Here is a 21,188-nt window from a genome sequence, read left to right as displayed (position 1 = left end):
GATGGCAATAGCAACAAGGAGTCTGAGCATGATGCAACGGAATGCCGGGTTACGTCCGGGCGAGGTGGCACTGGTGGGGGCTGGCCCCGGCGATGTGGAGTTGCTGACCCTCAAGGCGTTGCGCCTGCTGCAACAGGCCGATGCCGTGGTGTATGACCGCTTGGTGGGTGAGGAGATCCTGGCACTGATCCCGGCACGGGCTCAGCGCCATGATGTGGGCAAGCGCTGCGGGGTTAAAAGCTTGTCCCAGGAGGCGATCGGTGAGCTGTTGATCAGCCTGGCCCTGCAGGGCAAGCGGGTGGTGCGCCTCAAGGGCGGTGACCCCTATGTGTTCGGGCGGGGTGGAGAAGAAGCACTGGCGCTGCAGGCGCGCGGCATCCGCTTTGTGGTGGTCCCCGGCATCACGGCGGCGCTGGGATGCGCCGCCAGTTGCGGCATCCCGCTGACCCATCGCGGGATTTCCCGCTCGGTGACGCTAGTGACCGGCCATCTGCAGGCTGAGGCGCAGCAGAGCGAGCAACTGTTTCACGGCTGGCAGGCCCTGGTGAGCGGTGGTCATACGCTGGTGTTTTACATGGGGCTGGAGCAGGCGGATCATATTCAGCAAGGTCTGCTGAGTGCTGGAGCCGATGGATCCCTACCGGTAGCCCTGATCATTGCCGGCACCATGCGGCATCAGCAGGTGGTGATCAGCTCCCTGAGTGATTTGGCGCAGCAGGCCGAACGACTCAAGGGGCAGACCCCGGTGTTGATCCTGGTGGGCGAAGTGGTGCGGTTACGGGAGCAACTGGCCCAGATCGGGGAAACCCTGTTGTCCCAGGTGGCATAACGGGCTGCCACGAGCTTTTCATAATGTTGCAAAAATAATGCTTTTTTATGCCAAGAGCTCTGAGGTAGCCTTGCTCTTGATATCAACGCCGGGACGGCGCATGCCCAGGGCTGGGAGCAGGGATGAGTTTTTCCAGAATATTGATCTACGCTGACGAGGTGGCGCAGGCTAACCGGCTGGCACTCTTGCTTAGCCGGTATGGTCATGAGCCGGTCCTGGCCTCCAGCAGCGACCCCTTGCGCTTACCAGCGGCGCTCAATGGCGCCATGCTGGATTGCCGACGCCTGACCGCCGAATGGCGCGTGCTGGCGATCACCCTGGCTCTGCAGGGCATTCCCGTGGTGTTGTTTACCGAAGCACTCCCCGACCATCTGCAGGCACAGTTACTGGATGCCGGTGTCACCTTGGTTCCCCATCGACTGACGGACAAAGAGCCGGTAGAGAGCTGGATCAAGCAGGCGCGGGCCCAGCATGCCATGGTGCGGCGTCAGCGTGAGGCGGTGGCGGATATCAGTCAGAAGCTGGAAGAGCGCAAGCTGATTGATCGCGCCAAAGGACAGCTGATGAAACGGCATGGGCTGGATGAGGAGGCAGCGTTTGCGGCTTTGCGCAGCAGTGCCATGCAGCATGGCATCAGCCTCGGCGAGTTGTCCCGACGCCTGTTGCTTCAGCTATCGGATTGAACTTGCTGCTATTTTTGTGACTATCCACCAATTTTTAACCTTGCGTCCTGTACCCGTTTTTCGCGCTCTGTAAGGTGAGTTGGCTATCAATTCGTTAATACTTCAATAGTAATCAATTAGATAGATGTTTTACTGGGTCGAGTGGCGCGTGTAAGGGCAGGTTTCATATCCCGAATGGATAGGGGCAGAATGTAGGGAGACAGGGATGAGGAGGACGCTGCGCTGGATGGCCTTGGCCATGCTGTTGAGCCCAGGATGTTGGGGTGCACAGGCGCAACAAACGTTGGTGGTGGCTTTTAGTGAAGCACCGCCCTGGAAAATCCTTTCACCACGCCAGGAATATACCGGTATCGATATGGATATTCTGCAGCGGCTGGCCACCAAGCATGATCTGCGGTTGGTGGTTAAACCGGCTCCCTTGGCCCGCTGTCTGGCGATGCTCAAGAGCGGTGATGCCGATGTGGTCAGCAATCTGATGCGCACGGCGGACAGGGAAACCTTTATCCGTTATTTGGATGTGCCCTATCAGACCCATACCGATAAGGTGTTCTATCTGCAGGCGGGCAATCCCCGAAATATCAATCGCTATGAGGAACTCGAGGGGTTATCCATCGGCGTTAAACGCGGCGCCAAGTACTCCCCCCGTTTTGATAGCGACCCGCAGTTGTACAAGGAGTCCGCAGTAACGAGTCTGGTGAATCTCAAGAAGCTGGCCATCGGGCGTCTCGATGCGGTACTCAGTACCGAGAGTGAAGGGGATTACTGGATCAAACATCTCAACTGGCAGGGGACTTTCAAGAAGGCAGCTCTGCGATTCGACGAGCCCAGAGCCGTCTATTTCGGACTCTCCCGCCGCTCGAAACTGTTGAACCTTGCTTCGGCGTTCGAGACAGACTTGCGCCAGTTGCTACAAAGTGGCGAACTGGCGCAGATCCGGGCCCAGTATTAAGCGCTTTGGCCACTGGCTATTTCTTTTGCTCCGGTTGGCAGTAGGCAGGGATCCGAACCTCTTCTAGTGCCTGTAACAACTCCTGGTTCTCCACTTTCTGTTGCCAGTGGTTGCTGTGTACCAGCTCCGTCAATGGTAGGCGCTGACGCCAGCCTTTGGCTTGTAACTCCGGCTCCGGCAGAAACTCACTGACATAGCCGATACACAGATAGGCGAGCGGGTAGACATGACTCGGCAAGCCCAGCGTCCGGGCCAACTGCTCATTGTCGAAGATACTGACCCAGCCGATGCCGATCCCTTCGGCCCGCGCCGCCAGCCACAAGTTCTGCACCGCCAGGCAGGCGCTGAACAGATCCATCTCCAGAATGCTGGTCCGCCCCAGGACGGTCGGGCCACCCCGACCGCGATCACAGGTGATGCACAGATTGATGGGGCTCTCCAGAATGCCTTCCAGCTTCAGGCGCCGATACAGGGTGGCCTTGTCACCGGCTTCATCCGCGAAACGTTCGGCCGCCTGACCGTTGGCGATATCGAAGAGGGCTTTGACCCGCATCTTGATGGCCGGATCGTCGATGACGATGAAATCCCAGGGCTGCATAAAGCCGACGGATGGCGCGTGATGAGCGGCATGGAGCAAACGGGCCAGTAGCGGGGCCGGTATTGGATCGGGCAGAAACTGCGAGCGCACATCCCGCCGCTCGTAGATGGCGCGATACAAGCCCTGTTGTTGATCGTGACTGAACGGGAGGGAGGACATGGCAACTCCGGAAGCTAGCGGTGGCCCATTATGCAGAAAAGTGGCCTGGTTCAGTAGCCTGTTGCCACAGGGAATGCCATTCCAGACCGAGATTGCAGTTGGGCGAGCGGTCACAGTTATGACTGGCTGTGGTGCGGTGGCGCCATCTTGGTGCACCCCTTCGACGCTTGCTGGGCAAAAATCGGCTGAAGATGGCTAAAAAAGCCATGTTAATGGCCGGTTAACTACTTTTTCATCTTGGCACAGAAACTGAATAGTACTCCTTGAGTCAGGAGCAGGTGCCCGACCTCGGCCAACGGCGGTCGAATGGTTACCAGGCCCTAATCCTGAAGAACGAATGACCCATTGATATGAACAGATGGCAACGACGCCCCGCAGATCTCCGGATCTGCGGGGCGTTTTTGTTTCAGGGAGGAACCACCATGCACGCATCCAAAAAAACTCTGTTGGCTCTTGGCATCACCGCCGCTGTGATCAGCCAGTCCGTTCTAGCCGCCGTCGGCGCCCCGGAAAAAGAGGAGCTCAAACTGGGCTTTATCAAGCTGACGGACATGGCGCCCTTGGCCGTGGCCTATGAAAAGGGCTTTTTCGAAGAGGAGGGGCTGTACGTCACCCTGGAAGCGCAAGCCAACTGGAAGGTGTTGCTGGATCGGGTGATCGATGGCCAACTCGATGGTGCCCATATGCTTGCCGGTCAGCCGATCGGTGCCACCCTGGGGGTCGGCACCAAGGCCGAGGTAGTCACTGCATTCAGCATGGATCTCAATGGTAACGCCATTACCGTTTCCAACGATGTCTGGCAGAAGATGTTGCCCAATCTGGCCAAGGGCAGCGATGGCAAACCCCTGCATCCGATCCAGGCCGATGCCCTCAAGCCAGTTGTTGCCAGCTACAAGGAGCAGGGTAAGGCCTTTAACTTCGGCATGGTGTTCCCGGTCTCCACCCACAACTATGAACTGCGTTATTGGTTAGCCGCCGGTGGTATTCACCCCGGTTTTTATGCGCCGGCCAAGGGCGACAACTCCGGTCAACTCCAGGGCGACGTATTGCTCTCCGTGACGCCACCACCCCAGATGCCAGCTACTCTGGAGTCCGGAACCATCAACGGTTACTGCGTCGGTGAGCCCTGGAACCAGGCGGCTGTTGCCAAGGGGATTGGCGTGCCTGTGGTGACCGATGAACAGATCTGGAACAACAACCCGGAAAAGGTCTTTGGTGTTACCCAAGCCTTCGCTGACCAGTATCCCAATACCCATATCCATCTGATCAAGGCGCTGATCCGCGCCGCCTACTGGCTGGATGCCAACAACAACGCCAACCGACTTGAGGCAGTGAACATCATCTCCCGCCCCAACTATGTGGGGGCCGATGCCAAGGTGATCGCCAACTCCATGACCGGCACCTTCGAGTACGAGAAGGGGGACAAGCGCCCGGCTTCGGACTTCAACGTCTTCTTCCGTCATCACGCTACCTATCCCTACTACTCGGATGCCATCTGGTACATGACCCAGATGCGGCGCTGGGGCCAGATTGCCGAGGCCAAACCGGACAGCTGGTATGCGGAGATGGCCAAGAAGGTCTATCGCCCGGATGTCTATGCCATCGCCGCCAAGGAGCTGATTGCCGAAGGCAAGATGAAGGCCAGCGACTTCCCGGATTTTGCCAGCGAGAGCGGCTATAAACCGGCGGATAACCACTTTATCGATGGCGTGACTTATGACGGTCATACCCCGAATGCCTATCTGCAGCAATTCACCATTGGCCTCAAGGGCGAGCAAAAACTGTAACGACCCGATGGACCTAGCGGGTGGCTATTGATAGCCACCCGAGCTGAACAAGGAACCGAACTATGCAAACCATGATTCATCGTATCAACCCATTTGCCGGTCCCTGGGGCCTGACCCAGCTGAAGGCGGGCGGCGCTCGCGCTTGGCGCAGCAGTCTGCTGCCGATGTTGGGGATCCTCGCCTTTTTGCTGGTTTGGCAGATGCTGGCCAGCCAGGTGCAGACCTCGTTGGGCAATCTGCCCGGTCCCATTGCCACCGGCAAACAGCTGGTCGCTCTGTACCAGGAGCACAGCGCCGAACGGGAGAAGCGGGACGCTTTCTATGCCCGCCAGGCAGAGCGCAATGCCCAGAAGCTGGCGGCCAACCCGCAAGCCGAGGTGAAGGTCCGCCCCTATACCGGACGGGATACTTTCTTCGATCAGATCCTCACCAGTCTGGTGACCGTCGCCACCGGGTTTGGCATCGCCGTGCTGATCGCCATTCCGGCCGGGATCCTGCTCGGTCTGAACCAGACTCTGTATCAGGCCATCAATCCGGTGGTGCAGATCCTCAAACCCATCTCGCCTCTGGCCTGGTTGCCGCTGGTGACCATGGTGGTCAGCGCCGTCTATGTGTCACCAGATCCGGCTCTGGCCAAGAGCTTCGTCATCTCGGCCTTCACGGTCAGCCTGTGCAGCCTGTGGCCGACGTTGCTCAACACCATTGTCGGGGTGGCCAGTATCGATCCGGATCTGCAAAACGTCAGCCGGGTGCTGAAACTCGCCCCGCTGACCCATGTGCGCAAAATCGTGCTGCCCTCGGCCATCCCGATGATTTTCACTGGCTTGCGCCTGTCGCTGGGGGTGGCCTGGATGGTGCTGATCGCCGCCGAGATGCTGGCGCAGAACCCCGGTCTCGGCAAGTTCGTCTGGGACGAATTCCAGAATGGTAGCTCGGAGTCGCTGGCACGCATCATGGTCGCTGTCGTCACCATCGGGGTCATAGGTTTCATGCTGGATCGCGGCATGTTGGCCTTGCAGAAATGGATTTCCTGGGACAAGCGCAGCGAACTGCGCTGAGTCATCCCGGTCGCAGAAAGGAAGGAGAATTCCCATGTCAAAACACTATCTGGATCTGAGCAATGTCGGCATGCGCTTTGCCACCCCCTCCGGCTGGTTTGAAGCCCTGGTGGACGTCGATCTGAAGATCGCCAAGGGCGAATTTATCTCGCTGATTGGCCACTCCGGTTGCGGCAAGAGTACGGTGCTGAATCTGGTGGCGGGTCTGAACGATCCCACCTCCGGCGGCATCATCCTCGATGGCCGTGAGGTCGCAGGTCCGGGCCCCGAACGCTCCGTGGTGTTCCAGAATCACGCCCTGCTGCCCTGGCTGTCGGTCTACGAGAACGTCGAGCTGGCGGTGCGACAGGTGATGAAGGGGGCTCCCAAGGCGGCGGTCGCCGAACGGGTGCGTTACTACCTCTCCCTGGTGCAGATGGATCACGCCCTGGAGAAGAAGCCCCACGAAATATCCGGTGGCATGAAACAGCGAGTCGGTATTGCCCGCGCCCTGTCGCTGTCCCCCAAGGTACTGCTGATGGATGAACCTTTCGGTGCTCTGGATGCCCTGACCCGGGCTCACCTGCAGGATGCGCTGATGGAGATCCAGGCCGAACTCAACAACACCGTCATCATGATTACCCATGACGTGGACGAGGCGGTGCTGCTCTCGGATCGCATCGTCATGATGACCAATGGTCCATCGGCCACCATCGGCGAGATCCTCGAGATTAGCCTGCCGCGGCCGCGTAACCGGGTGGCTCTGGCCGAGGATGTGGAATATCACCGTCTGCGCCAGCGGGTACTGAGCTTCCTGTATGAAAAACACAGCAAGGTGACACCGCTAAAAAAGCCCAAGGCTGAGGCCCGCAGCGCCGTGGCGTAACGGGCTCCCCGGATGACCCTGGGGACGCAGGATTTTTGCCCTGTACCCGATCCGGGGAGGGGCAAAACACTCAATGAGGCGTGTGGCATGACGAGACGGTATGCCCGCCGGGATGGAGAAAAAAGATGAACAAACAGCAACTGCTGGTGGTCGGCAACGGCATGGTGGGACACCACTTTATTGAACAACTGGTCAACGCCGGAGGGCTGGATACTTTTGCGGTGACCGTGCTGGGGGCTGAGCCGGACAGCGCCTACGACCGGGTGCATCTGTCGGAAGTATTTGGTGGCCGGGCACCCATAGAGTTGCAAATGGCCGATCCGGAGTGGTACGCCGCTCAAGGCGTGAAGCTGATCCTGGCCAGTGCCGCCGAGGCGCTGGATCTGGCGGCCAAGACGGTGACCACCTGTCATGGTGAGGTCTATGGCTATGACCAGCTGGTGCTGGCCACCGGCTCTTACCCCTTTGTGCCGCCGATCCCGGGTCACACCCGCGCCGGCTGCTATGTCTATCGTACACTCGCGGATCTGGAAGCGATCCGCGATGCCTGTGCCGGAGGACGCACCGGTGTGGTGGTCGGCGGTGGCTTGTTGGGGTTGGAAGCGGCCAATGCCCTGCGCCTGCTGGGGCTGGAGACCCATGTCATCGAATTTGCGCCGCGCTTGATGCCGGTACAGCTGGATGCGGTGGGCGGGGATCTGCTGCGCAGCAAGATCCAGAGCCTGGGGGTGCAGGTCCACGTAAACACCGCCACCGAGTGCATCGTCGATGGCGAGAGTGCTCGTCATCGCATGGTGTTCAAGGGCGGTGACTATCTGGAGACCGACGTTATCCTGTTTTCTGCCGGCATCCGCCCCGAAGACCGGCTGGCGCGTAGTGCCGGCCTGGCGGTGGGTGAGCGCGGCGGTATCGTCATCGACGAGCAGTGCCGGACCAGTCAGCCGGAGGTGCTGGCCATCGGCGAATGCGCGCTCTGGGCGGGCAAGATTTTTGGCCTGGTCGCCCCGGGTTATCAGATGGCCCGTGCCGCCGTAGCTACCTTGTTGGGGCAGGCGGGGAGTTTTCAGGGCGCGGATATGAGCACCAAGCTCAAATTGATGGGGGTGGATGTCGGCGCTATCGGCGACTCCCATGCCCAGAGCGCCGGGGCTCAGGAGGTGCTGACCCTGGATCGTCAGTCCGGTATCTACAAGAAGCTGGTGATCGACGAGACCGGCCAGCGGCTGCTGGGCGCCATCCTGGTCGGGGATAACAGCGACTACGACACCCTGCTGCAGTATTACCTGAACGAGGTGACGCTGCCGGAGTCCCCCTTGGGGTTGATTCTGGGCGAAACCCAGAGCAGTGCCCCCCAGCTGACCCTGCCGGATACGGCCACCATCTGCTCCTGCCATAACGTCACCAAGGGTGACATAGTGGCGGCGGTCAAGGCGGGCAACCATACCCTCACCGAGGTGAAGAGCTGCACCAAGGCCGGGACTGGCTGTGGCGGTTGCTCGAATCTGGTCAAGCAGGTAGTGGGTCAGACTCTGCTGGAGTTGGGCATGGAGGCCAATAACCATGTCTGTGAACACTTTGCCTTCACCCGTCAGGAGCTGTTTCACCTGATCCGGGTCGGTGAGCTCAAACACTTCGGCGCCGTGCTGGAGAAGCATGGCAAGGGGCTGGGCTGCGAGGTGTGCAAGCCGCTGGTTGGCTCTGTGCTGGCTTCGCTGTGGAACGAACATGTGCTGGAGAAACCCCATCGGCCGTTGCAAGACACCAACGATGCCTTCCTCGGCAATTTGCAAAAAGATGGTACCTACTCGGTGGTGCCGCGCATTCCGGGGGGCGAAATCACCCCGGATGGCCTGATCGCCATCGGAGCCGTGGGCAAGAAGTACAACCTGTATACCAAGATCACTGGCGGTCAGCGTATCGACCTGTTCGGCGCCCGGGTGGATCAGTTGCCGGCCATCTGGCAGGAGTTGATCGATGCCGGATTCGAGACCGGGCAGGCCTATGGCAAGTCGGTGCGCACGGTGAAATCCTGTGTCGGTTCGACCTGGTGCCGTTACGGGGTCAAGGATTCCATCACCATGGCCATCGACATCGAGAACCGCTACAAGGGCTTACGTTCGCCGCACAAACTCAAGTTTGCGGTCTCCGGTTGTACCCGGGAATGTGCCGAGGCCCAGAGCAAGGATATCGGCGTCATCGCCACCGAAAAGGGCTGGAATCTCTATGTCTGTGGTAACGGCGGCATGCGGCCGCGTCACGCCGACTTGTTTGCCACCGACCTCAGCGATGAGCAACTGATCCGCTATATCGACCGGATACTGATGTTCTATGTCCGGACCGGCGATCGTCTGCAACGGACTTCGGTGTGGATGGAGAACATGGAGGGTGGTCTGGAGTACCTCAAGTCGGTGATCATCGACGACAAGTTGGGGCTCGGCGCCGAGCTGGAGGCGCAGATGGCCCATCAACTGGCCACCTTCGAGTGTGAATGGCAAGGGACGTTGGCTGATCCGGAGAAGCTCAAGCGCTTCAAGCCGTTTATCAACAGTGAAGCGGCCTATATGCCGCCGCGTGCCCTGCTGCGCGGCCAGTCATTCCCCCAGGCTGAAGAAGAGACTATCGAGATCAAGGAGCTGGTATGAACTGGACCAAAGTATGCGAATTACCGGAGTTGACGGCCGATGTCGGGGCCGCCGCCCTGGTCGATGGCGAGCAGGTGGCGCTGTTCTATGTGCCGGCGCTGGAGCCTGCGCTCTATGCCCTGGATAACTGGGATCCGCTAGGGCAGGCGTTTGTGTTGTCGCGCGGCATCGTCGGCGATGTGGCCGGTGAGCCCTGTGTCGCCTCACCGCTGTACAAACAGCACTTTGCCCTGCGCGATGGCCGCTGTCTGGAAGAGGAGGGGGTTGCGGTACGCACCTGGGCGGTGAAGCTGGAGGGGCAAAGCGTCTATATCCGCAGCTTGCAGCCATAACTCGAGCCAAGCTCTGTCAGTCAGAGCTTGGCCTGATGGCGCGAATGTAGTAACAATGCTGCAACTTTATGACGCACTCCCGGTAAATGGGTCATAACGCCGACCTGCGGATCCCCCTGGTGGTGTTGTTAATTGCCCTGGATGTGCGTCATCGGCATACATCAAGAAGGATAGATGATGGCCTGTTGTGATAGTTCGGATGCCCTGTCGCTGGAAGCGGCACAAGCCCGATTGGCCGCGTTGCCTCGGGTGTGCGAGGTGGAGTCGGTGGCACTGGCCGATGGACTGGGTCGGATCCTGGCTGAATCCGTGGTTTCGAGCGTGAACGTTCCGGCGTTTGATAACTCGGCGATGGATGGCTATGCCGTGCGTCTGGCCGATCTGGCCGGATCCTCCAGCTTGTTACTGGCGGGCAAGGCCTTTGCCGGACAGCCTTTCAACGTACAGCCCTTTAACGGACAGCCCTTTAACGGAGAGTGGCCTGCGGGGCACTGCATTCGCATCATGACAGGTGCGCCGTTACCAGCGGGCGCAGACGCTGTGGTGATGCAGGAGCAGACCCGCGTCGAGCCGCTTGCCGAGGGGGGCGAGCGCATCCATTTTCCGGCCAATGTGCTGGTAGGACAGAATATCCGCCGCCAGGGTGAGGAGTTACAACCGGGCCAGCCGGTGCTGGCGGCTGGCGTCCGGCTCACGGCCCGGGAGTTGCCCCTGCTGGCAACGCTGGGGGTGGCCCGTGTCCGCGTCTATCGTCGACTGCGGGTGGCTTTTTTTAGCAGTGGCGATGAGCTCAGAGCCGTCGACAGCGAGCTGGCGCCAGGGCAGATCGTCGATTCCAATCGCTATGCCATCGCCGCCCTGCTGGCTCGTATGGGCTGCGAGGCGCTGGATCTGGGGATTATTCCCGACGATAAGGCGCTGCTGCGACAAGCCTTCCTGCGCGCCGATGCCGAGGCGGATGTGCTCATCACCTCGGGCGGTGTCTCGGTGGGTGAGGCCGATTACACCAAGGAGATCCTGGCCGAGCTCGGTGAGGTGGAGTTCTGGAAAGTGGCGATCAAACCGGGCAAGCCCTTCGCCTGCGGGCAATTGACCCGCGCCGCGCGCGGTTGCTGGTTCTTTGGCTTGCCGGGCAATCCGGTCTCGGCTCTGGTCACCTTTGTGCTGCTGGTGCGTCCGGCGTTGGATCAGCTGATGGGTGCCCAGCCCAAGCCCGTGTTGCGGCTGCCCGCCCGATTGGCGATGCCGGTGCGGCTAAGCCCGGGGCGTATCGATTTTCAACGGGGGATTGCCGAGCTGGCAGCCGATGGCCAGTTGCAGGTTTCCAGTGCCGGTGGTCAGGGCTCGGCCATGTTCAGTGCTCTGTCGCGCGCAAATTGCCTGCTTCGGCTAGACCCGCAACGCTACCCGGGAGCGCGCGAACTACCGGCCGGGGCGTGCGTCGAGATCCAACTGTTTGATGAGGTGCTGCAATGATTCAGGAGCATCAACATGCGGTAGCCACTGGTTCCCTGAGTGACGCCGAACTGCTGCGTTATCATCGCCAAATCAATCTCAAAGGCTGGGATCTGCCAGGCCAGGAGGCGCTCAAGGCCGCCCGGGTGCTGGTTATCGGCTTGGGGGGCTTGGGCTGCGCGGCGGCGCAATATCTGGCGGCCGCCGGTGTCGGCCGACTGACCCTGCTGGATGGCGACCAGGTCGAGCATTCCAATCTGGCTCGTCAGGTATTGCATCAGGATGATCGGGTGGGGCACTACAAGGTGCATTCGGCAGCCACCGCGCTGCGGGCGCTCAACCCGCACCTGCAACTGCTGGCGTTGCCGGAATATGCCGATGAGGTGATGTTGCCCGGTTATCTGGCCGAGCAGGATCTGGTGCTCGATTGCACGGATCACCGCGCTAGTCGCGAGTTGATCAATCTGTGCTGTCGAGCCGCCGGGGTGCCGCTGGTTTCCGGCTCGGCCATCCGCGGCGAGGGGCAACTGAGCGTCTTTAGCTGGGGGCAGAACGAGCCTTGCTATCACTGTCTGAGCCGATTGTTTACCGAGCCGGATGGTAGCTGCGTGGTCAATGGCGTGCTGGGGCCCGTGGTGGGCATGGTGGGCTCCTTGCAGGCACTGGAGGCGTTGAAGCTCATCACCGGCATCGGCCAACCGCTGTGTGGCGAGCTGTTGCTGATCGACGGCCTGAGTCTGGAGTTTCAGCGCTTGCGCTTGCCCCGGGATCCGGAATGCCGGGTCTGCGGTAGCGCGGAGCATCCGCAGCGCTAAAAAGGGGAACTCCCGCCACTAGCCTAAAACGGTTCTTGGGCGGGAGACAACGACACAATAAACCCGAGCCTGTGGGCCTAACCTTCGCGACGCGGAGCAGGGCGCTCAGGCCGAGCCAGCCGACGGTTGCTCTTCGTAAACCGCTCGACTGGCGAGGGTGGTGCGGGAAACCAAGCCGCCTCCCGACTTGGAAAGGTGTTTATGTCCATAATTGAAACGAGCCTGGCGCCTAGCGTCGAGTCGCGGCAACCTAGTGTCGATACGCGGCAACCTAGCGTCGAGACGCGGCGCGATGGTGCGCTGAGCCTGGCGAGTACGCCGCTGCCGGCCCGAGGCGACCTCTCACGGCTAGCGGTCCCACAACGCTCGGCCGCCTTACAGTCGCTGGCGGAGCCTGTGCTGGTGGATAGCTTTGCCCGGCGCTTTGGTTATCTACGACTGTCGATCACCGATGTCTGCAACTTTCGCTGCAGCTACTGCCTGCCCAATGGCTATAAGCCCGATGGTTCGCGCGATTTTCTCTCCCGCAGTGAATTGCTGCGGGTGGCGCGGAGCTTTGTCTCCCTGGGAACGCGCAAGATCCGCCTCACCGGCGGTGAGCCCTCCATGCGACGGGATCTGGAGGCCATTATCGGCGACTTGCGCGCTCTGCCGGGTTTGGATCAGTTGGTGATGACCACCAATGGTTATCGCCTCAAAGAGCGAGCCGCCCTGTGGCGCTCTGCCGGACTCGATAGCCTGAATGTCAGCATCGACAGTCTGGATCCGCGCCAGTTTCGTCTGATCACCGGTGAAAATCGGCTCGGCGATATCTTGGCCGGGCTGGAAGCGGCTTGGGCGGCTGGTTTTGGCACCATCAAGGTCAATACCGTGCTGCTCAAAGGGCTCAATCACCACGAGTTCGACGATTTTTTGGCCTGGGTTAAGGATCAACCCATCCAGCTGCGCTTTATCGAATTGATGCAGACCGGGGTGGCGGGGGATTATTTTGCCCAACACCATCTGCGCGGGGCCGAGCTCGAGCAACAACTGCTGCGCCAGGGGTGGCAACTCAAGGCGCGGGCGGCTGAGGATGGCCCGGCCCGGGTGTACAGGCATGCCGATTACGTCGGCGAGGTGGGGCTCATCATGCCCTATGGCGCCGGTTTCTGTGACAGCTGCAATCGGCTGCGGGTGTCGGCGCTGGGGCAACTGCATCTGTGCCTGTTTGGCGATGGAGGCATAGAGCTGCGGGATCTGCTGGCCAGCGATGATCCCCGACTGCAGCAGCAATTGCAGCAGCGATTGCAGCAGGCCTTGCAATTCAAGGCCAAGGCGCATCAATTGCATCTGGGCGACCCGGGCATTCGTGCTCATCTGGCCTCGATTGGAGGCTGAATATGAGTCCACTCGAACCTCTTGCTATGCCTTCTGCCGCCACAGCGTCAGCGGCTCCATCCTCACCTGCGATGTCACCACCGCTGTTTGGCTTGCTGCTGTGTGGCGGTCGCTCCTCGCGGATGGGACAAGACAAGGCGCTGCTGCAACTGAAGGGTCCGCTGGGTGCGGAATCCTTGCTGCAGCGCGGGCTACGTTTGCTGCGCGAGGCGGGCTGTGGCGGCGTCTGGCTGAGCGGCGACTATCCGGGGTTTGCCGCTATTCCAGATGATCCGGCCTGGCGCGGGCGAGGTCCTCTGGCCGGGATCGCCTCGGCCCTGCAGCGCTATCCCGAGGCACGCTGGCTTATTCTGCCGGTGGATATGCCGGGTATGTCATCCCCCCTGCTGCGTGCCCTGGCCCGACAAGGTGCGGCTCATCCGGTAGGGAGCGGAGTGCAGGGAAGTCAGTTCCCCTTACTGCTGCAGCCGGGAGCCCTGCCGGTGCTGAAGACCTTGCTGGGCAGCGGTGAGCGACGCGACTATGCGGTCCAGGCGCTGTTGCATCAGTTAGATTTGCCCTTGTGCGCGGCGAACCAGCTGCTGCCGGATATGGCTCCCGAGGTGCTGCAGCGCACCCTGGGCAACACCAATACCCCCGAAGAGTGGCGGCGATATGCCGACGCAAGCCAACATGTTGCACAAGACGACAGCCCTGGTGCTGCATCAGATCATCACTCGACTATTACCCGAACTATCACATGAAAAAAGGACACCGATATGAGCCATGCGGCCCTGGAATTCAAACCCTTGAACGTTGCGGTATTGACCGTTTCCGATACCCGTACCGCCGAAACCGACAGCTCAGGTCTGCTGCTGGTGGACGCTCTGCAAGGCGCCGGTCATCGGTTGGCGGACAAGCAGATCGTCATTGATGATATCTACCAGATCCGCGCGGTATTGAGCCAATGGATTGCCAGCCCTCAGATCCAGGCGGTGATCATCACAGGTGGCACCGGCTTTACCGGCCGCGATACCACGCCGGAGGCGGTCAAGCCGCTGTTTGACAAGGAGGTGGAAGGCTTTGGCGAGTTATTCCGCCAAGTCTCCTACACCGAGATTGGCACCAGCACCATCCAGAGCCGGGCACTGGCCGGACTGGCCAACCGCACCATCATCTTCTGCTTGCCGGGCTCCAATAATGCCTGCCGCACCGGTTGGCAGCAGATCATCGCTCTCCAGCTGGATGCTCGTACCCGGCCATGCAGTTTTGTCATGCATTTAAAAAGCGGAGTCTGAGATGAGCCAGCAGTTATCCCATGTCCAGGCCAACGGCGAAGCCCATATGGTGGATGTTTCGGCCAAGACCGAAACCTATCGCGAGGCCCGCGCCGAGGCGCGAGTGCGGATGTTACCCGCTACGCTGCGACTGATCCTCGAAGGGGGCCATCACAAGGGCGATGTGTTCGCCACGGCGCGGATCGCTGGCATCATGGCGGCCAAGAAAACCAGCGATCTGATCCCGTTATGCCACCCGCTGGCGCTGGCCAAGGTGGAGGTGGAGTTGCAGATCGATGAGGCAAATTCGTCTGTCATCATCCAGACCCTGTGCCGGCTCAAGGGACAGACCGGCGTCGAGATGGAGGCTCTTACCGCAGCCTCGGTGGCTGCGCTGACCCTGTATGATATGTGCAAGGCGGTGGACAAGGGCATGGTGATCGAGCAGATAGCCCTGATCAGCAAGCTTGGCGGCAAGTCCGGCGACTACCAACGGCAGGAGTAAGCCATGATCCAGGTGAAATTTTTTGCCTCGCTGCGCGAGCAGCTCGGGACCTGTCAGCTCGAGGTGGCGGCCGAGTATCCGACGGTCGAGGCTTTGCGCCAGGCGTTGGTGGTGCGAGGTCCACACTGGCAGCGCGCGCTGGCGGCCGAGTCGGTGCTGGTAGCGGTGAATCAGAGCGTGCAATCCTGGTCGACGCCGCTGGCGGATGGGGATGAAGTCGCATTTTTTCCACCCGTGACAGGAGGCTGAGCTGGATATGTCATCACTAGCAGAGCGCTCATTGTCCGATGCGAAAGAGACCCTGGCAGTGCCAGACCGCATTCTGGTACAAGAGGCTGACTTCGAGTTGGCGGTTGAATACCAGCGTCTGGCAGGGCAGGGGCGCATCGGTGCCCTGGTCAGTTTTGTCGGCCGGATGCGGGATATCAACTTGGGGGATGCAGTGGTCGGGCTCACCCTGGAGCACTATCCGGGCATGACCGAGAAGTCGCTGCGTGAGTTAGTACAACAGGCCCGTAGCCGCTGGTCGCTGGAAGCGGTCACCTTGATCCATCGGGTGGGTGAATTCCAGGCGACGGATCAAATCGTGCTGGTCCTGGTGGCCAGTAGCCATCGCGGTGAAGCCTTTGCGGCCTGTGAGTTTTTGATGGACGCACTGAAAACCCAGGCACCGTTCTGGAAAAAAGAGCGCCTGGCCGATGGCAGCAGTCGTTGGGTGGAGGCCCGAGCTTGCGATCAGCAAGCCGCGGCGCGCTGGTGAGGATGCACAAAAAGAACAGCCCTCGCGTTGGCGAGGGCTGTGTGAATCAGCGCGGTGACACTATGTGACTAGTCGTCAACCTGGGCCAGGTCTTTGGCCAGCTCCAGCGGGTCGACTTCCAGACCATCCAGATCGGCATTCCAGTTGGTGCCGATCAGCACGCCATCTTCGCCCAGATCATTGACCCACTCCTCGAAGAAGGTTTCCAGATCGATGGCGACCGGGCTGTAGTCCGACCATTCTTCCACACAGTGAGCGCGGGCCGCCGCTTCATTGGACCACAATGGCAACACGTCGGTTTCAGCAAAGTCGTTTGAGTCGCAAACAACCCAATCCTCGCCGAATTGCAGACCCCACAGCACACCGGTTTCACGGGCTTGGGTCAGGAGAAGTTCGTAGTTGGCATTCAGATCGCTGGTCAGTTGGCTCATTGCGGTATCCATAGTGGAAAATGACGGCTAGATCCTGAAGCAAAACGGGGTCACGCACAAGCCCGACAGCGGAAATAGCCAACAATCACCACGTGATCCCGGAAAGTGGCACGCCGCTCGCCTGGGTGGGATCCTGGTATCTGTGGCGCAGGATCCGCTTTCGTCGTCCTGATTGCGCCTATACTGTCGGGTAATGCGATAAAAATCATGCCGATAGCGGCTATGGCATCAAAGGGGCGTGCCGATGTTTCTAAATTTACTGATTGGTCTGCCGGTCATCCTGGTATGTCTACTGCTGCAGTCGCTGATCAGCATGGGTAGCCTGCGTTTCTATCTGGCGCGGGTGGAGCGTGATCGCTCATTTCTCACCGTATCGCTGCCGCTGTTCGGGGTGATCGTCATCCTGATGCTGGGTAACTGCTTGCAACTGACCCTATGGGGCTGCTTGTTCTTACTGTTGGGTGAATTTGAGAGCCTGGATGTGGCGATTTACCACTCAGCGGTGAATTTTGCCACCCTGGGTTATGGTGATCTGGTGATGAGCGAGCAATGGCGGATGCTGGGGCCGTTGGAGGCGATCAATGGCGCCTTGATGATCGGTTTATCCGGCGCCTGCATGCTGGCAGTGATGCAACATCAGCTCAAGCGGCAATTGGGCGAGTCGTTTTAGCGTGTGGTTTGTATGGTCGCTGTGCCCTGGTAGGCCAGGTTTTGGCATCAAGCGAGCGACTGGTTTCTGCAACGCCCGTTGGCTCGCTGGGGCAGGAGAGCGTCCAGGATGGTTTCACAGGGTGGCTGCTCAACAATGAGGTAAGTCATGGCGATTACGATGAGTCGCAGGTTCATATCCGGATGGGGGCTGTTGGCACTACTCCTGATGTGCATCACTACGCCGGTACAGGCTAAAAAAATGCTGTTTGCGGCTATGGATGATTGGCCTCCATTTATTATTGATACCAATTCGATCAGCTCCGACTCGGGCTTTGATGGCATCGATCGGGAGCTGCTGCAAGAACTGTCAACTCGTACCGGCATCGATATCTATCTGTTGCGCTACCCCTTTGTCCGTGCCTTGCAGGATATGCAGGGCGGGCGGGTCGATTTGCTCACCAGTCTGGCCAAAACACCGGCCCGTAGCCGCTATATTGGCTATCTGTCGACCTCTTACTACCAATGCCATCCCGCTTTCTATGCCTTGCCAGCCATGGCGCAACAGGTGCGCAGCTATGCCGATCTGCGAGGCAAGAAGATCGGCTATGTCCGTGGCTCTGCCTATTTTGAGCCCTTTGACAGTGACCGACGGCTCAACAAGAACGCCGTGATGAACGAGAGCCAGCTGCCCGGCAAGTTGCTCAAACAGCGCAACCAGCTCTTTATCGGCACCGATTGTCAGGTCGATTACGCATTGCACGAGATGGGACTCAGCAAACAGATAGTACGCACCCTCTATCAACCGGAACAACCCATAGATCTCTATATTGGTTACAGCAAGGCAGCCGGGATCGAGAAGGAAGTTGCCTTGCTGGATAAGGCGCTCGCCGAGATGGTGGCCGAGGGCTGGGTCGCCCGTCTGGTCAATAGCTATTTTCATTCGGATAACCTGATTTACTCCGTTCCTCCTACGCCTTGAATCGCCCAGGCCTTGAATCGGCTCAGACTCAACCCCGTCGAGCCTGAGCTCCTATTCCTTTGCCGGGAAACATCTCGGCTGTATCACCATTGTGCGACCTGCACCATGCCCTGAACCCTGGGCCTCGTTATTGGCGCAGCAGCCGGAGTCCATTGCCAATCACCAGCAGGCTGGCGCCGACATCGGCAAACACTGCCATCCACAGGGTGCCATGGCCCAGCAAGGTGGCGATGAGAAACAGGGCTTTGACTCCTAAGGCCAGCGTGATGTTCTGGATCAAGATCTGACGCGTGGTGCGGGAGAGCCGGATAAAGGTCGGGATTTTCCGCAAATCATCATCCATCAAGGCCACATCCGCGGTTTCAATGGCCGTGTCACTGCCCAGTGCGCCCATGGCAAAGCCAATGTTGGCGCGGGCCAGTGCAGGGGCGTCATTAATACCGTCACCGACCATGCCCGTTACCCCCTGAGCCACCAGGGCTTCGATGGTTTGCAACTTGTCGCTGGGTAGCTGGTTGCTGCGCACCTGCTGGATGCCGACGGCGCTGGCGATGGCCGCGGCGGCATGAGCATTATCCCCGGTCAGCATCAGGGTGTTGACGCCCAGCTGGTGCAACTCGGCAATGGCGGTGCGGCTGCTGGCTTTGACCGTATCGGCTACGGCGAACAGCGCCAGCACCTGCTGCTCATCCAGCAGGCACACCACAGTTTGCCCCTGTTGTTCCAGCTGTGTCAGGCGCAATCCCAGCTCGGCGTGACCCCGTTTGAGCTCCTGGAGCAGCTGCTGATTACCCAGCCAATAGCCTTTACCCTTGATTTTTCCATACAGGCCGCGCCCCGGTAGTGCCTCAAATGCATCGACCTGGGTGGCAATCAGGCCTTCGTGGCGTGCGGCGCGGGTTATGGCCTGGGATACCGGATGATCCGAGCGCTGGGCCAGGCTGAGTGCCAATTGGCGACAGTGAAGAGCATCCATCGAGCCCAGGGTTTCGAAGGCAGTTTGTTCCGGTTGGCCGTGAGTCAGGGTTCCGGTTTTATCCAACGCCAGCCAGGCTAGCTGGTGACCGGCTTCGAGATAGGCACCGCCCTTGATCAGGATCCCGTGTCGGGCTGCGGCGGCCAGACCACTGACCAGGGTGATGGGCGTCGAGATCACCAGGGCACAGGGACAGGCGATCACCAGCAATACCAGCGCGTTATAAATCCACTCCGGCCAGCTCTGTGCAAACAACAGCGGTGGCAGCAGGGCAATCAGTATCGCCAGTCCAAAGACGATCGGGGTATAGAGCCGGGCAAACTGATCGATGAAACGCTGGGTTGGGGCCTTGGCTCCCTGCGCTGCCTCAATGGCATGAATGATCCGCGCCAGCATGGAATGGCGGGTATCGGCGGTGACCCTATATTCAAAGGAGCCGGTGCCGTTGAGCGTCCCGGCGAAGACGGGATCACCAACCGCTTTGTCTACCGGCAGACTCTCGCCGGTGATCGTCGCCTGGTTGACGCTGGAATATCCCTGCTCGAGGATACCATCCAAGGGGATGCGCTCTCCGGGCCTAATTCTGACCCGCTGCTGCACTTGCACGGCGCTGGCGGCGACTTCGCGCCAGGAGCCATCGGCTTGCTCTACCGTCGCTTGCTCTGGCGTCAACTCCAACAATCCCGAGATGGCATGTCGGGCGCGATCCAGCGATTTGGCCTCCAGCCACTCCGCCAGGGTAAACAGCACCATCACCATCGCCGCCTCAGGCCATTGCCCCAGCGCCAAAGCGCCGGTGACGGCGATGCTCATCAGCGCATTGATGTTCAAATTACCGTTGCGCAGCGCCAACCAGCCTTTCTTGTAGGTCGTCACCCCGCAACACAGCAGCGCCAGTAGCGCCAAGGATGCGACGAGCAGGGTCGGGAGCTCAGCCCAGTGGGCAACCTCGGAGGCAGTGGCGGTAACTATGCCAATGGCTAATGGCCACCACGGGCTCGGTGCGGCGGGCAGTGGCGGCGTGTCAGGACCGGCCTGGATTTCGGGCTCGAAGCCGAGGGCGCGGATCCCGTCCAGAATGGCCGTCAATCCCTCCGGCTCATGCACCACGGTCAATACTCGTTGCATCAGATTGAACTCCAGACTCTTGACCACCGGCAAGGTCGCCAGCTTCTTGCGCAGCATGGCCTCCTCGGTCGGGCAATCCATCTGCAGGATCCGGATCGCGGTGCGGGTGCCATCGGTGCCGGTTTGGGAGGGGCTCAAAGCCTCCAGCGTCGCCGGCATGGGGGTGCAACAGCTGGCTTTCGCTGCCGGTGTGGCGGAGGCTCCGGCAGGCGCGATGGCACGAATGTTCAACCGGCCAGCGGGCTTGTCCGGTGCAGGTGAAGCGGGGATCTTGGGGTCACAGTCGTGAGTCATGAGGATTTCCTTGACAACAAGTTCACTTCAGTAGACACCTTGGAGTTACTACAAGGTCAATAGTCTGGGCGCGGGATCATGAAAATTGGCGAATTGGCACTGTTGGCACAGTGCTCCACGGATACGATCCGCTTTTATGAGAAACAGGGCTTGCTACCCGCCACCGAGCGGACGGCCAGCAACTATCGGAATTATCCGCCCGAGTTGGCCGAGCGGTTGCGGCTGATCCGCAACTGTCGTGGCCTGGATATGACGCTGCAGGAGACCCGGGCTTTGTTGGCGTTGATGGATTCACCGCCAGAGCGCTGCGGTGCGGTAAATGAATGGTTGGATGCCCATCTGGAGCATGTGGAGCTGCGGATCCAGGAGTTGGTGCAACTGCGGCAGCAACTGACATCGCTGCGTCAGCAATGCCAGAGTGAGGATGGACTGGATCGTTGCGGCATTCTACGCGGACTGGCCACCATGAGCAGTGACGACGGCGCTAAAAAACATAGCCATCTGGAGTAAGAACTCCCGCGACAGCTATGGTGTGATGCGGCACTTCAGCTGTCCAGGCCAGGAGGGATCTGGTTTAGTGCACGAAGCGGGGCCGCTCGAAAGAGCAGCCCCATATTTTTGTAGGGTAAATCTGTTATCCAGGAGCCGGTGTGCGTGGC

22 protein-coding genes and 1 riboswitch are annotated in these 21,188 nt (G+C 60.0%); of the genes, 19 read left to right on the top strand and 3 right to left on the bottom strand.

Annotated elements, in window-relative coordinates:
• Positions 1 to 28 precede the first annotated feature (28 nt).
• The 3 genes from cobA (at position 29) to ACZYUB_RS13195 (ending at position 2,461) form a co-directional block, all read left to right on the top strand.
• Positions 29 to 829 carry a uroporphyrinogen-III C-methyltransferase gene (gene cobA, locus ACZYUB_RS13205; RefSeq protein WP_463948566.1) on the top strand — a complete coding sequence of 267 codons (801 nt, stop codon included), beginning with the start codon at positions 29 to 31 and terminating at the stop codon, positions 827 to 829.
• Positions 830 to 951: 122 nt separating this feature from the next.
• On the top strand, positions 952 to 1,512 hold the full coding sequence (locus ACZYUB_RS13200; protein ID WP_463948564.1) for an ANTAR domain-containing response regulator: 561 nt from the start codon (positions 952 to 954) through the stop codon (positions 1,510 to 1,512).
• Between the two features lie 205 nt (positions 1,513 to 1,717).
• On the top strand, positions 1,718 to 2,461 hold the full coding sequence (locus ACZYUB_RS13195) for a substrate-binding periplasmic protein (protein ID WP_463948562.1): 744 nt from the start codon (positions 1,718 to 1,720) through the stop codon (positions 2,459 to 2,461).
• Positions 2,462 to 2,477: 16 nt separating this feature from the next.
• On the opposite strand, the gene bluB is transcribed toward ACZYUB_RS13195, so the two are convergent.
• On the bottom strand, positions 2,478 to 3,218 hold the full coding sequence (gene bluB, locus ACZYUB_RS13190) for a 5,6-dimethylbenzimidazole synthase (RefSeq protein WP_463948560.1): 741 nt from the start codon (positions 3,216 to 3,218) through the stop codon (positions 2,478 to 2,480).
• Between the two features lie 422 nt (positions 3,219 to 3,640).
• On the opposite strand from bluB, the gene ACZYUB_RS13185 reads away from it, so the two are divergent.
• The 13 genes from ACZYUB_RS13185 to moaE all read left to right on the top strand — a co-directional run bounded on the left by ACZYUB_RS13185 (position 3,641) and on the right by moaE (position 16,070).
• A complete protein-coding gene (locus ACZYUB_RS13185) occupies positions 3,641 to 5,005 on the top strand; it encodes a CmpA/NrtA family ABC transporter substrate-binding protein (protein ID WP_463948558.1) in 1,365 nt (454 codons plus the stop codon).
• A 62-nt stretch (positions 5,006 to 5,067) separates the two neighbouring features.
• Positions 5,068 to 6,063 carry an ABC transporter permease gene (locus ACZYUB_RS13180; RefSeq protein WP_463948557.1) on the top strand — a complete coding sequence of 332 codons (996 nt, stop codon included), beginning with the start codon at positions 5,068 to 5,070 and terminating at the stop codon, positions 6,061 to 6,063.
• 34 nt (positions 6,064 to 6,097) lie between these two features.
• A complete protein-coding gene (locus ACZYUB_RS13175; RefSeq protein ID WP_460883581.1) occupies positions 6,098 to 6,928 on the top strand; it encodes an ABC transporter ATP-binding protein in 831 nt (276 codons plus the stop codon).
• A 125-nt stretch (positions 6,929 to 7,053) separates the two neighbouring features.
• Positions 7,054 to 9,570, top strand: coding sequence for a nitrite reductase large subunit NirB (gene nirB, locus ACZYUB_RS13170; protein ID WP_463948555.1), 2,517 nt, complete (start codon positions 7,054 to 7,056; stop codon positions 9,568 to 9,570).
• On the top strand, positions 9,567 to 9,902 hold the full coding sequence (nirD, locus tag ACZYUB_RS13165) for a nitrite reductase small subunit NirD (protein WP_463948553.1): 336 nt from the start codon (positions 9,567 to 9,569) through the stop codon (positions 9,900 to 9,902). Before nirB ends, nirD begins: the two co-directional genes overlap by 4 nt.
• 174 nt (positions 9,903 to 10,076) lie before the next feature.
• Positions 10,077 to 11,378 (top strand): molybdopterin molybdotransferase MoeA, encoded by a 1,302-nt coding sequence (moeA, locus tag ACZYUB_RS13160; RefSeq protein WP_463948551.1) that lies wholly within the window; start codon positions 10,077 to 10,079, stop codon positions 11,376 to 11,378.
• Positions 11,375 to 12,172 carry a molybdopterin-synthase adenylyltransferase MoeB gene (gene moeB, locus ACZYUB_RS13155; RefSeq protein ID WP_463948550.1) on the top strand — a complete coding sequence of 266 codons (798 nt, stop codon included), beginning with the start codon at positions 11,375 to 11,377 and terminating at the stop codon, positions 12,170 to 12,172. The genes moeA and moeB overlap by 4 nt, the downstream gene beginning before the upstream one ends.
• 49 nt (positions 12,173 to 12,221) lie before the next feature.
• A riboswitch (molybdenum cofactor riboswitch) is annotated at positions 12,222 to 12,384 on the top strand.
• Positions 12,374 to 13,549, top strand: a complete 1,176-nt coding sequence (gene moaA, locus ACZYUB_RS13150) for a GTP 3',8-cyclase MoaA (RefSeq protein WP_463948548.1) — start codon at positions 12,374 to 12,376, stop codon at positions 13,547 to 13,549. It overlaps the preceding riboswitch by 11 nt.
• 2 nt (positions 13,550 to 13,551) lie before the next feature.
• Positions 13,552 to 14,292: a molybdenum cofactor guanylyltransferase gene (gene mobA / locus ACZYUB_RS13145; RefSeq protein ID WP_463948546.1), complete on the top strand. Its 741-nt coding sequence runs from the start codon at positions 13,552 to 13,554 to the stop codon at positions 14,290 to 14,292.
• A gap of 15 nt (positions 14,293 to 14,307) precedes the next feature.
• On the top strand, positions 14,308 to 14,826 hold the full coding sequence (gene moaB / locus ACZYUB_RS13140; RefSeq protein WP_463948544.1) for a molybdenum cofactor biosynthesis protein B: 519 nt from the start codon (positions 14,308 to 14,310) through the stop codon (positions 14,824 to 14,826).
• 1 nt (position 14,827) lies between these two features.
• Positions 14,828 to 15,310 (top strand): cyclic pyranopterin monophosphate synthase MoaC, encoded by a 483-nt coding sequence (moaC, locus tag ACZYUB_RS13135; protein WP_463948542.1) that lies wholly within the window; start codon positions 14,828 to 14,830, stop codon positions 15,308 to 15,310.
• Positions 15,311 to 15,313: 3 nt separating this feature from the next.
• Entirely contained in the window at positions 15,314 to 15,559 is a 246-nt protein-coding gene (moaD, locus tag ACZYUB_RS13130) for a molybdopterin synthase sulfur carrier subunit (RefSeq protein ID WP_463948540.1), read from the top strand.
• Positions 15,560 to 15,566: 7 nt separating this feature from the next.
• Positions 15,567 to 16,070, top strand: a complete 504-nt coding sequence (moaE, locus tag ACZYUB_RS13125) for a molybdopterin synthase catalytic subunit MoaE (RefSeq protein ID WP_463948538.1) — start codon at positions 15,567 to 15,569, stop codon at positions 16,068 to 16,070.
• A gap of 68 nt (positions 16,071 to 16,138) precedes the next feature.
• Here moaE and ACZYUB_RS13120 read toward each other — a convergent pair whose 3' ends face one another.
• Positions 16,139 to 16,501 carry a DUF2750 domain-containing protein gene (locus ACZYUB_RS13120; protein WP_463948536.1) on the bottom strand — a complete coding sequence of 121 codons (363 nt, stop codon included), beginning with the start codon at positions 16,499 to 16,501 and terminating at the stop codon, positions 16,139 to 16,141.
• Between the two features lie 244 nt (positions 16,502 to 16,745).
• Here ACZYUB_RS13120 and ACZYUB_RS13115 point away from each other — a divergent pair, with 244 nt between their 5' ends.
• Both ACZYUB_RS13115 and ACZYUB_RS13110 read left to right on the top strand, forming a co-directional pair.
• Complete coding sequence (locus ACZYUB_RS13115) at positions 16,746 to 17,171, top strand: ion channel (protein ID WP_463948534.1); 426 nt, start codon at positions 16,746 to 16,748, stop codon at positions 17,169 to 17,171.
• A gap of 159 nt (positions 17,172 to 17,330) precedes the next feature.
• Entirely contained in the window at positions 17,331 to 18,131 is an 801-nt protein-coding gene (locus ACZYUB_RS13110; RefSeq protein WP_463948532.1) for a substrate-binding periplasmic protein, read from the top strand.
• A gap of 127 nt (positions 18,132 to 18,258) precedes the next feature.
• Here ACZYUB_RS13110 and ACZYUB_RS13105 read toward each other — a convergent pair whose 3' ends face one another.
• On the bottom strand, positions 18,259 to 20,529 hold the full coding sequence (locus ACZYUB_RS13105; RefSeq protein WP_463948530.1) for a heavy metal translocating P-type ATPase: 2,271 nt from the start codon (positions 20,527 to 20,529) through the stop codon (positions 18,259 to 18,261).
• A 78-nt stretch (positions 20,530 to 20,607) separates the two neighbouring features.
• Here ACZYUB_RS13105 and cadR point away from each other — a divergent pair, with 78 nt between their 5' ends.
• On the top strand, positions 20,608 to 21,039 hold the full coding sequence (gene cadR, locus ACZYUB_RS13100; RefSeq protein ID WP_463948528.1) for a Cd(II)/Pb(II)-responsive transcriptional regulator: 432 nt from the start codon (positions 20,608 to 20,610) through the stop codon (positions 21,037 to 21,039).
• Positions 21,040 to 21,188: the final 149 nt, after the last annotated feature.

The organism is Pseudaeromonas sp. HNCC25DJ182, assembly GCF_055413365.1.
The sequence above is the reverse complement of the archived record's forward strand: the minus strand, read 5'-3'. Positions and strand labels throughout refer to the sequence as shown.